The 14,157-nt window shown below is 74.9% G+C and carries 10 protein-coding genes; 4 read left to right on the top strand and 6 right to left on the bottom strand.

Going from position 1 to position 14,157, the window contains the following annotated elements:
• Positions 1-79: 79 nt before the first annotated feature.
• From ACIQVZ_RS04090 to ACIQVZ_RS04075, 4 genes are all read left to right on the top strand, one after another.
• A complete protein-coding gene (locus ACIQVZ_RS04090; RefSeq protein ID WP_402447033.1) occupies positions 80-1,906 on the top strand; it encodes an ATP-binding protein in 1,827 nt (608 codons plus the stop codon).
• The gene (locus ACIQVZ_RS04085) at positions 1,903-2,643 is read left to right on the top strand and encodes a response regulator (RefSeq protein ID WP_350875178.1); all 741 of its coding nucleotides are present in this window, start codon (positions 1,903-1,905) and stop codon (positions 2,641-2,643) included. The genes ACIQVZ_RS04090 and ACIQVZ_RS04085 overlap by 4 nt, the downstream gene beginning before the upstream one ends.
• A 273-nt stretch (positions 2,644-2,916) precedes the next feature.
• A complete protein-coding gene (locus ACIQVZ_RS04080) occupies positions 2,917-4,281 on the top strand; it encodes a diaminobutyrate--2-oxoglutarate transaminase (RefSeq protein ID WP_350875667.1) in 1,365 nt (454 codons plus the stop codon).
• A 143-nt stretch (positions 4,282-4,424) separates the two neighbouring features.
• On the top strand, positions 4,425-5,888 hold the full coding sequence (locus ACIQVZ_RS04075) for a pyridoxal-dependent decarboxylase (protein ID WP_350875180.1): 1,464 nt from the start codon (positions 4,425-4,427) through the stop codon (positions 5,886-5,888).
• Positions 5,889-5,909: 21 nt separating this feature from the next.
• Here the strand turns inward: ACIQVZ_RS04075 and ACIQVZ_RS04070 are convergent, their stop codons facing one another.
• The 6 genes from ACIQVZ_RS04070 to ACIQVZ_RS04045 all read right to left on the bottom strand — a co-directional run bounded on the left by ACIQVZ_RS04070 (position 5,910) and on the right by ACIQVZ_RS04045 (position 14,077).
• The gene (locus ACIQVZ_RS04070) at positions 5,910-6,707 is read right to left on the bottom strand and encodes an inositol monophosphatase family protein (protein WP_350875669.1); all 798 of its coding nucleotides are present in this window, start codon (positions 6,705-6,707) and stop codon (positions 5,910-5,912) included.
• 249 nt (positions 6,708-6,956) lie between these two features.
• A complete protein-coding gene (locus ACIQVZ_RS04065; RefSeq protein ID WP_402447028.1) occupies positions 6,957-8,180 on the bottom strand; it encodes a type III PLP-dependent enzyme in 1,224 nt (407 codons plus the stop codon).
• Entirely contained in the window at positions 8,177-9,931 is a 1,755-nt protein-coding gene (locus ACIQVZ_RS04060; RefSeq protein ID WP_402447368.1) for an IucA/IucC family protein, read from the bottom strand. The genes ACIQVZ_RS04065 and ACIQVZ_RS04060 overlap by 4 nt, the downstream gene beginning before the upstream one ends.
• A gap of 11 nt (positions 9,932-9,942) precedes the next feature.
• Entirely contained in the window at positions 9,943-11,163 is a 1,221-nt protein-coding gene (locus ACIQVZ_RS04055) for an MFS transporter (protein ID WP_402447026.1), read from the bottom strand.
• Positions 11,160-12,872: an IucA/IucC family protein gene (locus tag ACIQVZ_RS04050; RefSeq protein WP_402447024.1), complete on the bottom strand. Its 1,713-nt coding sequence runs from the start codon at positions 12,870-12,872 to the stop codon at positions 11,160-11,162. The genes ACIQVZ_RS04055 and ACIQVZ_RS04050 overlap by 4 nt, the downstream gene beginning before the upstream one ends.
• On the bottom strand, positions 12,869-14,077 hold the full coding sequence (locus ACIQVZ_RS04045) for an acetyl-CoA carboxylase biotin carboxylase subunit family protein (protein WP_402447021.1): 1,209 nt from the start codon (positions 14,075-14,077) through the stop codon (positions 12,869-12,871). Before ACIQVZ_RS04045 ends, ACIQVZ_RS04050 begins: the two co-directional genes overlap by 4 nt.
• Positions 14,078-14,157 lie beyond the last annotated feature (80 nt).

Genomic DNA, 14,157 nt, shown 5'->3' with positions numbered 1-14,157 from the left:
CGTCGAGAGGCCGTCGGCAGGTCGTCGACCGATCGCGGGCCCCTGGGGGACCCCGGGCGCGTGGTGCACACTGGCAGGCATGTCCGTGCGCACCGCCCCCACGCCCTCGCGCCGACGGCTCCCGGCGCCCCGCGGGCTGGTCCGCAGCCTGGCCGGGCAGCTCTTCGTCGTCCAGGTGGTCATCGTCGCCGCCGTGGTGGCGGGCGGTGCGGTGCTCGCGTACCTCTTCACCGCCGACCGGGCCGAGGACGCGGCCCGTCGCCAGGTCACCACTGTCGCCCACGCCGTCGCCGACTCGCCGTCCGTGCGGGCCGCCGTCACCGCGCCGGACCCGACCGCGGTGCTCCAGCCGTACGTCGAGCAGGTGCGGGTGGACACCGGCGTCTCCTTCATCACCGTCATGGACACCGAGGGTGTGCGCTGGACCCACCCGCTGCCCGAGCAGATCGGCAAGCGCTTCCTCGGGCACATCGACTGGGCACTCGCGGGGGAGACCCGCAGCGAGACCTACACCGGCACGCTCGGACCGTCCGTGCGGGTGGTCACGCCGGTGCTGGACGACCGGCACCAGGTGATCGCGCTGGTCAGTGCGGGCCTCACGGTGGAGTCCATCTCCGCGCAGCTGAGCGGCCCGCTGCTCGCGCTGGTCGGGGTGGCGGTGGCCGCGCTCGGGGTCGGCGGCGTGGGCACCTACCTCGCCAACTCCCGGCTGCGGAGGCACACTCATGGCATGGGGCCGGCCGAACTCAGCCACCTCTACGAGTACCACCAGGCGACCCTGCGCTCGGTGCGCGAGGGGCTCGTCCTGCTGGACCGCGCGCACCGGGTGGTCCTCTGCAACGACGCGGCCCGCGAACTGCTCGGACTGGGCGGCAACTTGGAGGGGCGCCTGATCGTGGAGCTGGGGCTGCCGCGGGCGCTGGTCGCGGCCGTGCTCGGCGACGAGCCGGTCCGGGACGAGGTGCACCTGACCGCCGAGCGGGTGGTGGTGCTCAACACCTCCACCATCGGCACCGGCCTCGGGCGGGTCGTCACCCTGCGCGACCACACCGAACTTCAGTCGCTCAGCGGAGAGTTGGACTCCGTTCGAGGCTTCACCGAAGCCCTCGGGGCGCAGGCGCACGAGGCGGCCAACCGGCTGCACGCCGTCGTCTCCCTGATCGAACTCGGCCGCCACGAACAGGCGGTGGAGTTCGCCACCGCCGAACTCGCGCTCGCCCAGCAGCTCACCGACCGGGTGGTCGCGGCGGTCGGCGAACCGGTGCTGGCCGCGCTGCTGCTCGGCAAGGCGGCCCAAGCGGCCGAACGGGGAGTGGACTTGACTCTCACCGACGACAGCCGGATCGACGACGGGCTGCTGCCGCCCGGGCTCTCCGCACGGGACCTGATCACCGTCCTCGGCAACCTGATCGACAACGCCGTGGACGCCGCCATCGCCGGAGCCGCGCAGAGCGCGGTGCCCCCGGAGGTCACCGTCACCGTACGGATCGACGCGGGTGGTGGCGATGCGGCCGGCGGTGGTGGCGGCGGCTCGGGGGGCGGTGGCGTGGCGGGCGGTGACGCGGCTCCGGGTGGCGGTGATTGCCTGCTGCTGCGCGTCGCCGACACCGGGGCGGGGATCGACCCGGCCGCCGTCGAGGACGTGTTCCGGCGCGGCTGGAGCACCAAGCAGGACGTGCGCGGGCACGGTCTCGGGCTGGCGCTGGTGGCCCAGGCCGCCCGGCGCAACGGCGGCAGCGTCGAGGTCGGGCGCGACCGGGGCGCGGTGCTCACCGTCCGGCTGCCGCTCGCCGGGCTGCCGACGCGATCCGGTGAGCGGCAGCCGGGGCGGGCTGGGCAGCCGGGGCAACTCGGCCGGGCAGGACAGCCGGGACAGCCGGGCCGGCGGGAAGGGGCGTCGCGGTGACCGAGGTGACCGCCGGGCCGGGGATCTCCGTGCTGGTCGTCGAGGACGACCCCGTGGCCGCGGCCGCGCACACCCTCTACGTCGAGCGCGAACCCGGCTTCCACGCCGCCGGGACGGTGCACAGCTGCGCCGACGCGCTGCGCTTCCTGGACCGCGCCCGCACTGCCGGGAGGCCCGTCGACCTGACCCTGCTCGACCTCTACCTGCCGGACGGCCACGGCCTCCAGCTCTGCCGTTCGCTGCGGGCCGCCGGCCACACCACCGACGTCATCGCGGTGACCTCGGCCCGCGACCTGGCGATGGTGCGGCAGGCCGTGTCGGCGGGCGTGGTCCAGTACCTGCTGAAACCGTTCAGCGCCGCCGCCCTGCACGATCGCCTGGAGCGCTACGCCCGCTACCGGGACAGTCTCGGGCGCACCGGCGAGGCGACCGGACAGGACGAGGTCGACCAGGCGTTCGCCCTGCTCCGCACGCCCGAGCGCAGCAGCCTCCCCAAGGGGCTGAGCGCGCCCACCCTGGACACCGTCGCCTCCGTGCTGCGAGAGACGGCGACGGGCCTGTCCGCCGCCGCCGCGGGCGCCGCCGCCGGGGTCTCCCGGATCACCGCGCGCCGCTACCTCGAACACCTCGTCGACACCGGGCGGGCGGTGCGGGAGCCGCAGTACGGGAGCGTGGGGCGGCCGGAACTCTGCTACCGGTGGAAGGGCGGCGGGGCGGCTCCGGGTCGGCGGGGGTGAGGGCCGTGACCTTTTCGCCGGTCGCTCGTTGGCAGGACCGGGGATGGTTCACTCACTCGGGTGGTTCTGGGGGCCCCGGGATATCCCGCCAGGTCAGGGGCGGTAAAGTTAGGCTTACCTAACTTCTTCTGGGGGTTTGCCTTGTCGCTCGCCGCCGTTCCCGCCCAGGCCCCGGCCTCCTCCTCCGGAACTGTCGGAGCCGCCGGAGCCGTCGGAGGTGTCGAAGCCGCCGGTGTCGCCGGAGCCGCCGGTGCCCCGGCCTCCGGCGAGGCCATCCTGCGCCGCCAGCGCGTACGCGAGTCCGCCGCCCGTACGTACGCCCGGTCCTTCCCGATCGTCCCGGTACGGGCCCACGGCATGACCGTCGAGGGCGCCGACGGGCGGCGCTACCTGGACTGCCTCTCCGGCGCCGGGACGCTCGCCCTCGGGCACAACCACCCGGTGGTGCTGGAGGCGATCCGCCGCACCCTCGACAGCGGCGCCCCGCTGCACCTGCTCGACCTCGCCACCGCCGAGAAGGACGACTTCACCAGCGCCCTCTTCGAGAGCCTGCCCGCCGACTTCGCCGCCGGTGCCCGGATCCACTTCTGCGGGCCCGCCGGCACCGACGCCGTCGAGGCCGCGCTCAAACTGATGCAGACCGCCACCGGCCGGTCCGGGGCGCTCGCCTTCACCGGCGCCTACCACGGCATGACCGCCGGAGCCCTGGCGCTCACCGGCAATGTCGCCGTCAAGGAACCGCTGCCGAGCGGCGGCGAGGTCGTCCGGCTGCCCTACCCGTACGGCTACCGCTGCCCGTTCGGCGTCGGCGGCGAGGCCGGCGCCGACCTCGCCGCGACCTACGTCGAACGGCTGCTCGACGACCCCTCGGGCGGGGTCGTCCCGCCCGCCGCGATGATCCTCGAAGCCGTCCAGGGCGAGGGCGGCGTCGTCCCCGCGCCCGACGGCTGGCTGCGCGAGATGCGCCGGATCACCGCCGAACGCGGCATCCCGCTGATCGTCGACGAGGTGCAGACCGGCGTCGGGCGCACCGGGGCGATGTGGGCCGTCGAGCACAGCGGCATCGTCCCGGACGCCATGGTGCTCTCCAAGGCCATCGGCGGCAGCCTGCCGCTCGCCGTCGTCGTCTACCGGGAGGACTACGACGGCTGGCGCCCCGGCGCCCACACCGGCACCTTCCGCGGCAACACCCTCGCCATGGCCGCCGGCGCCGCCACCCTGCGCCACGTCGCCGCCCACGGGTTGACCGAGCGCGCCGCCGTCGTCGGCGAGCGGATGGCCGCCCGGCTGCGCGGGCTCGCCGCCGAACTGCCGGTGATCGGCGACGTGCGCGGGCGCGGCCTGATGCTCGGCGTCGAACTCGTCGACCCCGCCGCCGAACCGGACGCCTGCGGTGCCCGGCCGGCCGACCCGGCGCTCGCCCGCCGGGTCCGGGAGGCCTGCCTGGCGCGCGGGCTGATCGTCGAACTCGGCGGACGCCACGACGCGGTGCTGCGACTGCTGCCGCCGCTCACCATCACCGACGAGCAGGTCGCCGCGGTGCTCGACCGGCTCGCCGACGCGATCGCGGCCGCGGCGGCCGTCGATCCCGCCGCTGCGGCGGGTGCCGCGACTCCCGTGGTCCGGGGCGCCGAATGAGCGCGGGGCGAGGGGGCGGTGGCGGTTCAGGGGAAGGCTCGGAAGGCGGCTCGGGCGCCCGAGCCGGGGCCGGTGGTGACTCCGGAGACGGGGCCGGGGGCGGTTCCGGCGCCGCCGCCGGACTGCCCGGCGGGTCCGTCCCGTTGGACGCCCTCGCGGGCGGCGTCGGCGGGCCCGGCGCGCTCGGACCGTTGCTGGCCACCGTCCTCGACGCGCTCGACCACGGCATCGCCCTGCGCGGCGGGCCGCTGCCCGCAGGCAGTCCGGCCGAACTCGGTGCGCTGGTCGCCGACGGCCTGGCCGGCGCCCACGGGCCCGGCGCGCTCGCCCGCCTCACCGAACTCCTCGCCTACGGCGCCGCCGACCCCGCCGACCCGGCCTGCGCCGCCCACCTGCACTGCCCGCCGCTCGCCGTGGCCGCCGCCGCCGACCTCGTGGTCAGTGCCCTCAACCCCTCCCAGGACTCCTGGGACCAGGCCCCCGCCGCCACCGCCCTGGAGACCGCCCTCCTCGCCGAACTCGCCGCCCTGGTCGGCTACGACCCGGCCCGCGCCGCCGGCGTCCTCACCTCCGGCGGCACCGAGTCCAACCTCATGGGACTGATGCTGGCACGGGACCAGAAGCTGGACGGCATCGTCGAGCTGGACGGCATCCCGGGCGGCGTCCGGCCGTGCATCGTCGCCTCCGAGGCCGCGCACTTCTCCGTCCAGCGCGCCGCCGCCCTGCTCGGGCTCGGCGAGCGCGCCGTCACCACCGTCCCCGTCGACCGGCAACTCCGGATGGAACCGAAGGAGTTGGAGCGGACCCTGGCCGAGGCCAGCTGGGCCGGACGCACCCCGATCGCCATCGTCGCCACCGCCGGCACCACCGACACCGGAGGCATCGACCCGCTGCCCGTCGCCGCCGACCTGGCCGGCCGCTACGGCGCCTGGCTGCACGTCGACGCCGCGTACGGCGGCGGCGCGCTGCTCTCCGACCGGCTCGCCCCGCTCCTCGACGGCATCGACCGTGCCGACTCCGTCTCCCTCGACTGGCACAAACTCGGCTGGCAGCCCGCCGCCGCGGGCGTCTTCCTGGTCCGCCGCACCGAGACCTACGTCTCGCTCGCCCGCCGCGCCGAGTACCTCAACCCCGTCGACGACGAGCAGGCCGGCTACCCCAGCCTGCTCGGCCGCTCGCTGCGCACCACCCGGCGGGCCGACGCCTTCAAACTCGCCGTCACCCTGCGCACCCTCGGCCGCGACGGGCTCGGGCGACTCGTCGACGCCTGCCACGAACTCGCCCGGTCCGCCGCCGAGGCCGTCCGCGCCGAACCGTCGCTCGAACTCCACGTCGAACCCGCGCTGACCGTCGTGCTGTTCCGCTACCGGCCGCCGGGCCTGACCGACGAAGCTGCCGTCGACGAACTCAACGGCAACCTGCGCAGGTTGCTGCTACGCACCGGGCGGGCGGTGGTCGGGCGGACCGAACTCCCGGGCGAGGGGCCGGGCCGGGTGCGGCTCAAGCTCACCCTGCTCAACCCGCACGCCACGGCGGGGGAGGTCCGTGCACTGCTGCGCGAGGTGGTGAGCGCCGGACGGAAGGCCGACGGGGACCGGGCCGGCTAGGCGCGTGCTGTGGGGAGTCGGTCAGTCGCTCAGGAGGGTGGTGCGGGTGAGCTCCCAGGTCTCCGGGTCGGCGGCGACCAGCAGGCCGTTCTCGCAGCCGGGGGCCTCGGGGCGGTAGGGGGTGCCGTCCAGCCGGGCGGACATGCCACCGGCCTCGGTGACGAGGAGGGAGCCGGGGGCGTGGTCCCAGGGGAGGGTGCGCCAGTAGAGGAGGAAGTCGAAGCGGCCCTCGACGACGTCCGGGTACTCGATTCCGGCGGCGTGCCGACCGGGGGAGACCTCGCCGAAGGCCGACTCGTTGGCCTGTAGGAGCCGGCGGTGTTCCGGGTCGAGGTAGCGGCTCTTCACGGATCCGCGCAGCTTCGCGGCGTCGCGCGGTGCCGGCGGCCGGGTCAGGCGCACGCCGTCGCGCCAGGCCCCGGAGCCCAGTTCGGCACAGTAGGCGGTGGCGGTGGCGGGCTGCCAGATCCAGGAGGCGACGGTCTCCCCGCCGCGGACGAGCGAGCACATCACGGCGTACTCGGGGCGGCCGGCGACGAAGTTGGCGGTGCCGTCGACCGGGTCGACCAGCCAGGCGGCGGGCTCGTTGTGGAGGGCCTGGGCGAGTTCGGGGTCGGCGGAGACCGCCTCCTCGCCGACCACGGGGACGGGCAGCAGTTCGCGCAGACGGCGGGCGATGATCACCTCGGCCTCGCGGTCGGCGACCGTCACGATCTCGCCGGGCGCCTTCTCCATCACCTCGCCGGCGGCCAGCGCCCGGAAGCGCGGCTCCACCACCTCGGCCGACGCCTCGGCGAGTATCTCCGCCACCTTGTCCATCAGCACGTTCGCGCTCCCTTCGCTGCCTACCACTGTCGCACGAGTGTGCGGAGGTGACCTGCGGCGACCCCTGGGGCGGACGGGGCCCGCGGGTGGGGTCCGGCGCGCGGACGGGCGGGCGGCGGGGTGCGAACAGGGAACGGCGAACAGATAACAGGTAACAGCTGACAGGTAACAGATGACAGATTTCGAAATCTGTAATCTGTCGGCTGTCATCTGTTACCTGCCGGCCGTCGTCCGGGGGTGCCCTCAGTCGCCCAGGTAGTGGAACCCCGGGTGCGGGTGCATCAGGAACTCGTGGTGCGAGATGTTCCAGGCGTACGCGCCAGCCATCGCGAACAGCACCCGGTCGGCTGCCCGCAGGCCGTCGGCGTCGGCCCGGGCGAGGACGTCCTTCGGGGTGCAGAGCTGGCCGGCCAGGGTGGCGCGGCCGGTGGCGACGGCGGGGCGCGGCCACGGATGCGGCCAGGCGTCGACCGGGAGCACCTCGAAGGGCTGGGAGTGCCCCCGGGTGGCGGGGGTGCGCAGGTGGTGGGTGCCGCCGCGGACCACCGCGAAGTCCTCGCCGTGGCTCTGCTTCACGTCCAGCACCTCGGTCGCGTACCAGCCGCAGTGGGCGGTCAGGGCCCGGCCGGGTTCGATCCGCAGGGTCAGACCGGGATGGGCGTCCAGCAGCTTGGCCAGCCCTTCGCCGAAGGCCGTCCAGTCGAAGTGGGTCGCCGGGTCGTCGTAGTCCACGGCCATTCCGCCGCCGACGTTGACCTCCCCCAGCGGGAAGCCGTGCCGCTCGGCCAGTTCGGCAGACCAGGCCACGATCTGCTCGGCGACCGCCAGTTGCTCCGCCGCCGCGAGCCCGCTGGCCAGATGCGCGTGCACGCCGCGCAGGCGCAGCTGCCGCCCGAGCGGGCCGCCGCCGCCGGGTCCGTCGCCGGGGCCGTCGCCGATGAGCTGGCGCACGCACTCCTCGGCGCGGTCCGGATCGAGCCCGAACGGCGTCGGCCGCCCACCCATCGCGAGTGCCACCCCGTCGAGCGCACCGGTGGCGACCGGCAGGTTGACCCGTAGCAGCACGTCGACCACCGTGCCCGGCCGGTCCGCGAGGGCGGCGTCGAGCCGGTGCAGTTCCTGCTCGCTCTCGATGTGCCAGCGGTGCACCCCGGCGTCCACGGCGGCGGCGATCTCGGCGGGCGTCTTGCCAGGGCCGCCGAAGGCCAGCGGCGCGTTCGGAACGGCCGCCCGCACGTGCGCCAACTCACCTCCGCTGGAGACCTCGTAGCCGTCGACCGCGTCGCGCAGCGCGGCCAGCAGCGGCGCCTCCGGATTGGCCTTGGCGGCGTAGTACAGCTCGACCCGCGCGGGCAGCGCGGCCCGGACGGTGGCGGCGTGCGCGCGCAGCGCCGCCAGGTCGTAGACGTAGGCGGGCAGGGCGTCGGGCGCGAGGTCGGCGACGTGCCGGCGGACGATCTCGGTCATCGGGCGGCGCTCCCGAGGGAGAGGGGGGCGCAGGCGCGGGTGGCCTGGGCGAGGACGGATCCGGCGAGCGGTGAGGGCAGGCGGACGTAGCCGGCCTGCCGGTCGGCCTTGCGCTCCCAGCGGGTGAGCAGGTTGGCCTTGGCCGGCAGCGGCACGCCCGCGAGCAGTGCCCGCAGCCGGGGCGGGCGGCCGTGGCCTGCCGCGTACTGCTCCAGGGTGTCCCGGACCGCCTGCCACAGGGCGCCCTCCAGTTCGGGGTGGCGGTCGGCGAGGGCGGCGAGCAGTTCGGCGACGTGGTTGACCAGCAGGCAGTAGACCACCCGGTCCCAGCCGCGTTCGGCGTCGTACGTCATCGGCCCGGCGACCTCGGGCGGGAGGGCGGCCAGGATGTCGGCGTTGTGCTCGGGGACGAGCTTGGTGCCCTCCAGGTCGCGGAAGAGTACCTGGGTGGGCTGCCCGGTGGCGTCGACGCCGATGAGCACGTTCTGCAGGTGCGGCTCCAGTGCCACGCCGTGGTCGAAGTAGGCGGCGAGCACGGGCGGGATGAGCAGTCCCAGATAGGCCCGCCACCAGTCCAGGGACCGGGATGCATCCGAACTCCCATCCAGCAGGCGGGAGATGTGGGCGGAGCTGGTCGGGTGCTCGTCGGCGACGGCGGCGGCCAGCAGCGGGGTGACGTCGGGTCGCAGTACACCGCCGAAGCCCTCGCGGACGATCAGGCCGAAGCCCTCGTAGAGCGCCTGGTCGGGTCGGCCGTCGGCGCCGGGCAGGGCGAGGGTGCGGAACGCGGGCTCGCGCAGCATCGCCGCGTCGGGGAAGCGCCGGGCGAGGTCGGCGAGGGCGGGGGCGAGCAGCCGGGTGAGCTCGACGGCGCCCGTGAGCTCGTAAGCGGCGTTCTTGCGCAGGCAGTTGGTGATGCGCACGTTGAGGCTGAACTTGAGGAAGGCGTCCGCGCCGTGGAGGGTGCGCACCGAGGCGGTGGCGGCGAACTCCTCGCCGCGCGGCCCGAGGTCGAGGACGTCCCCGCGGTCCAGGGCGTCGCGCAACAGCGCGTGGTCTCCGATGAGTTGGTACTGCCAGGGGTGGGCGGGCAGCAGGCGGTAGCCGTCCGGGACGTCGCCGAGGCCGTCCAGCAGGGCGCTCGCGCTCTTGTCCAGGGACTGCTCGGCGAGCAGTTCGGTGCGGACGGCGAGGTGGCGCAGTGGGAACGCCGCACGGGATTCCGGGGCGTACCCGCGCCAGTCCCCCCGGGCGGCGGAACGGGACTTGGGCGCGGGGTGGAAGCGGTGGCCGAACAGCAGGGCCTGCTCGGACTCCAGGTAGCGGTCCGGTCCGGAGGCCGGGCGGCCGCTCAGGCTCTGCCGGAGGCCGTCGTGGCTGGAGGTGACCTGGCCGAGGAACTCCTCGTTCACCGTGCCGGTGCGCAGCTCCAGTTCGTCCTGCAGGTGTTCCGCGAGCTCGCGCCAGTCCAACTCCGCCCAGCTGTCGCCTCGTTCGATCTCGACCGGGCCGGTGAAACGGTGCGCGCCGAGCAGCGAGGTGCGGCGCAGGGCGATCCGCAGCAGGGCGCCGCGCCGGGGCAGGCGCAGCAGCAGGCGGTCGTCGGCCACGGCGGTCTGGTGCTCGGGGGCGGAGACCTCGCGCAGCAGGCAGTTCAGCAGGGTGTGGGCCACCGCGTCGTCGGCGGTGGGCAGTTCGTGGCTGACCGACTTGTGGCTGATCGGCTCGGGGGTCATCGGCTCGGGGGTCATCGGCTTGGGGGTCATCGGCGACTCCAGCGCTGGTGGAGGGGCGGGAGGGATAATGCGGTGGCCGCGACGGCGGCCAGCAGGGCGGCGGCGGTGCCGGCCACCACGGGCGCGGCGGCGCCGAACTGCCCGTTGGCCAGCGCTGCGGCGGCGCCGGCGGCGACGGCGCCGCCCTTGGAGACGAGTTCGAGCGTGCCGAACATCCGCCCGGGCGCGCGCCCTTGGGCCGCTCCGGCGGCGAGCACGGCGAGGCAGACCAGGCCGAGCGTGAGCCCGGCGCCGAGCAGCAGCCGGACGGCGACGAAGACCGGGAGCGAGTACGCGACGGCGTGCCCGGCCAGGCCGAGCGCGACGAGGCCGAAGCCGAGCGCGATGCCGGTGTGCGGGCGGGCGTGGAACAGCGTGTGGATCCGCGCGGCGAACAGCAGGTAGCACAGGTGCGGCAGGGCGAACAGCACGCCGGTGGTGGTGCCGGAGACGCCGGGAAGCCGCTGCTCGGCGAACGAGACGAGATAGGGGAAGGAGATGACGGTGGCGAAGACGAAGACGAACTCGAAGACGTAGAGCGGGAGGAGCGGGGCGGCGGGTGCCCGCTCGGCGCGGCCCTTTGACGCGGGGGCGGCCGCCGGGCGGTCCGGCTCGGGTAGCAGGGAGAGCAGCAGTGCGGCAGCGAGCGGGAGGACGGCCATCACCAGGTACTGGCGGTGCGGGTCGATCCACGGGGACAGCGCACCGACCAGGATCGGTGCGGCCACCAGGGCCGCCCGTGCGCTGCCCTGCATCAGGGTGAGTGCGCGGGAAAGCCGCGGTCCGTCGAGGGCGGCGGCGAGGTAGCCGTTGGTGGCGGCGAAGGTGCCGCCGAGGAAGCCCTGGAGGACCAGCGCGAGGGTGAACGCGGGCAGGCTGCCGGCGGCTCCGGCCAGCAGGAAGGAGACGGTGAGCCCGAGTTGGGCGCGCAGCAGAAGCCGCTTGCGGCCGAAGCGGTCGGCGAGCCGGCCCCACAGCGGTGCGCCGAGCGCGCTGAAGACCGTCGGGACGATGTAGAGCACGCCGGCCCACCGGGCCTGCGGATCGCCGAGCGCGGGCAGGATCGCGGTCAGGTACGGCGGCAGGCCCAGTGCGGCGAAGGAGGCGACGAAGTAGCAGGCGGCGACGGCGCGCACCTGGCGGCGGCCGAGTCCGCCGCAGTGGTCCGTCCGGTGGCCGGACCGCTGCGGGACGGTCTTCACGCTCAACGGGCGATCCCGTTCGCCAGCAGGTAGTTGGGGCCGCTGGTGTAGTGCTTGTTGATGTCGGCGGCGCCCGAGCGCTGCATGCTGAGCAGGGTCCCGGCGCTGACCATGGCCTTGACCGGCAGGCGTTCGGCCTCCAGCAGGTCCGTCCGCAGCGGCTCGCCGGCCGGCCCGATCCGGTCCACCGCCTCGGCCAGGCGCTTTCGCAACAGCGCGACCGCGTCGGTGAGTTCGGCGCGCCGGTGCTCGGCGAGGCCGAACGCGAGCGCGCCGGTGCACAGGTGGCCGGTGATGGTGGTGAACAGGTCGGTGAGCACCCGGTCGTCGTCGCCGAAGATCCGGGCGTCGTCGAAGTCGGCTCGGGTCGGGGCGAGTTCGCCGAGGCGGGTGGTCATCCGGGCGGTGTGCACGCGCGGGCCGTCGTCATCCTTGTAGAGCAGGCGCAGTCCGTCGCCGTCGAGCACCAGGGAGGTGTTCTGCTGGTGCGACTCCAGCGCGATGCCGTAGTCGAACAGCGTGGTATGCCAGTCCAGCAGCAGTTCCAGCAGGGAGTCGTAGAAGGCGAGTTGGTCGCCGCCGTGGAAGCGGTCGGCGAGGTGGTCGAGCACCAGGCGACCGCCGGGCGCGGGGGCCAGCAGGGCGGCCAGCGGGACGGTGACGGCCCGCTCCAGCCCGGCGGGGTAGCGGCGCAGCAGGACGGCCAGCAGTTCGTGGCCGGCGTGTGCCCAGGTCTGCTCGTCGGCGTGCAGGACGCGACCGGCGAAGCGCGGCTCGCGGGCCAGCACGGCCTCGATCAGACGCTGGCCGGCGGCGCCGTCGAGCAGGGTGCCGGGCTTGATGGTGCGGCGGTTGAGCCGGCCCAGCGTGGCGGTGGCGAGCGGGAGTTTGAGGTGGCAGGAGGGGTCGTCGGCGACGGCGACGGTGCGCATGGAGAGCGTCGGCACGACGGTCAGGTAGGGCCGTTCGGCGAGCACCGTGCGGCCGGCCAGACCGGCCGCCTCCAGTGCCTCGTCCAGCGGGGCGCCGACGGTGAGGGGGTGGACCGGCAGGGTGGTCCAGCCGTCGCCGGGGCAGGCGTCCGCGAGGCCCAGCCAGGCCGGAGTGGGCCACCAGCTCGGGAGCGGGCGCCCGTGGGTGGTGAGGGCGTCGCTCGGGACGGCCAGCCAGCGCAGCTCGAACGCGGGGTGGAACTCCGGCGCGTAGGAGGTCAGGTGGAGTTCGGTGAGACCGGCCCGGCCGCGTGCGGTCGGGTAGACGGGGTGGTCGAGGTAGGCGGCCAGGGTGTCGTGGCCGAGGGCGGCGGCCGGGCCGGTCCAGTCGGCCGGGTCCTCGCCGTACAGGTCGGTGAGCCGGGCGTGCACCTCGGGCCGAGCGCGCTCGTGCAGTTCCATGGTGGCGAGGGTCTGGCGGCACTCCTCGGCGAAAGCGGCCCAGCCGGGCCGGCCCTCGGCCTCGGCCAGGTCGGCCAGGGCCGCCACGATGGCGTCCAGGCCGGTGAGTCGGCGCCCGGCCAGCTCCAGCAGGGGCAGCCGGGCGGCGTACTCGCACTGGAAGCCCTCGGGGGCGACGGGCAGGGCGAGTTCGGCGTCCGGGACGGTGATCCAGGCGCCGTCCGCGCGTTCCTCGACGGCGCCGCGGGTGCGCAGGCCGAGGACGTCCTCGCGCAGCAGGGCGGAGAGCACCCGCAGGGTGAGCTGTTCGTCGGCGGTCACGGGGTGATCTCCCAGCGGTTGGCGGCGCGGAACCGGGCGACGGCGGCGTCCACGGCCTCCTGGTCGGCGCCGACGGCCCAGATCACGCCCAGGTAGTCGCGGTTGGTGCGGTAGTGCTCGTGCCGCTCGCCGAGCCGGCGCAGCGGGCGATAGGCGAGCCGGACGCCGTCGCGCTCCTCGTCGGACGGGCCGGGGGCGGCGGTGAGGAGGCCGGCCCGGTCGGCGCAGACCGGCTCGTTGCGGGCCCGGCGCGGGGTCGCGGCGCACTGCGCGCCGAGGTCCGCGGGGAGTTCCCGGCCGAGGTGGGTGGCGAGGATGTGCTCGAAGAGCGGGACGCCGAGGATCTCGGCGAGCATCAGGTCGCACTGGTCGCCGATGGCGCGGTAGTTGACCTCGATGATCCGGGCGCGGCCGTCGGGCTGCACGACGAACTCGGTGTGGCAGGCGCCGAGTCCGATGCCGAGCGCGTCGAGTTGGGCGAGCACCTGCGCGACCACCTCGGTGGGGTGGGCGGGGACGAACTCCAGCACCTCCTCGATGAAGTCCGGCGGCAGGGAGAGCTGCGTGCGGAAGCCGCCGAGGACGTGCCGGCGGCGGCCGTCGCCGAGCGTCTCCAGGGTGCACAGCGGGCCGTCCAGGAACTCCTCGACGACCAGCGTCGCGCCGGCCCGCCGGTGCTGGATCTCCCGGCAGCGGCGCGCGAGTTCGGCGGCGTCGGCGACCAGTGTGACGTCCTCGCTGGCCACTCCCTCGCGAGGTTTGACCACGCACGGGAACGGCGGCTCCAGCTCGGCCGGGTCCTGCCCGGAGGCCAACTCGGCGGACCAGACGGCGTCCTGGCCGGTCAGGGCGAGGTGGCGGCGCAGCTGGCCCTTGTCCTTGGCCCGCAGCGCGGCTTTCCAGTCCTTGGCGGGGAGTCCGAAGTACTCGGCGGCCAGGGCGGTCTCGGTCTGCAGGTGGTCGCTGTTGCTGAACACCGCGTCGGGCGCGTGGTGGCGGGAGACCAGGCTGATCACGGCGCGGAAGTCCCGGACGTCGCACTCCAGCACCTCGGGTGCGGCGAACGGGAGGCCGGCGTAGGCCTTCTGGTGGGGTTCGGCGTGGTCGGTCAGGACGGTGACGTCGAGCCCGAGCCGGGCGGCGGCGGGCAGGAAGCCGGCGGTGACCGAGTCGGTGGGGTTGAGGGCGAGCAGGTAGAGCCGCATGGGGTGCTGGTCCTTGAGGGTGCTGGTCCTTGAGGGTGGTACGGACGAGGGTGGTGACGGACGAGGGTGGTGACGGACGA

Source organism: Kitasatospora sp. NPDC098663, from assembly GCF_044760075.1.
In the GTDB taxonomy this organism is placed as follows: domain Bacteria; phylum Actinomycetota; class Actinomycetes; order Streptomycetales; family Streptomycetaceae; genus Kitasatospora.
Note: the sequence above shows the minus strand (reverse complement) of the source record. Positions and strands in the feature narration are given on the sequence as shown.

Excerpts from the sequence above, each read along its gene's own strand:
- ACIQVZ_RS04090 (WP_402447033.1), top strand. The coding sequence starts at position 80 with ATGTCCGTGCGCACCGCCCCCACGCCCTCGCGCCGACGGCTCCCGGCG.
- ACIQVZ_RS04070 (WP_350875669.1), bottom strand. The coding sequence starts at position 6,707 with ATGGACAAGGTGGCGGAGATACTCGCCGAGGCGTCGGCCGAGGTGGTG.
- ACIQVZ_RS04065 (WP_402447028.1), bottom strand. The coding sequence starts at position 8,180 with ATGACCGAGATCGTCCGCCGGCACGTCGCCGACCTCGCGCCCGACGCC.
- ACIQVZ_RS04060 (WP_402447368.1), bottom strand. The coding sequence starts at position 9,931 with ATGACCCCCGAGCCGATGACCCCCGAGCCGATCAGCCACAAGTCGGTC.
- ACIQVZ_RS04045 (WP_402447021.1), bottom strand. The coding sequence starts at position 14,077 with ATGCGGCTCTACCTGCTCGCCCTCAACCCCACCGACTCGGTCACCGCC.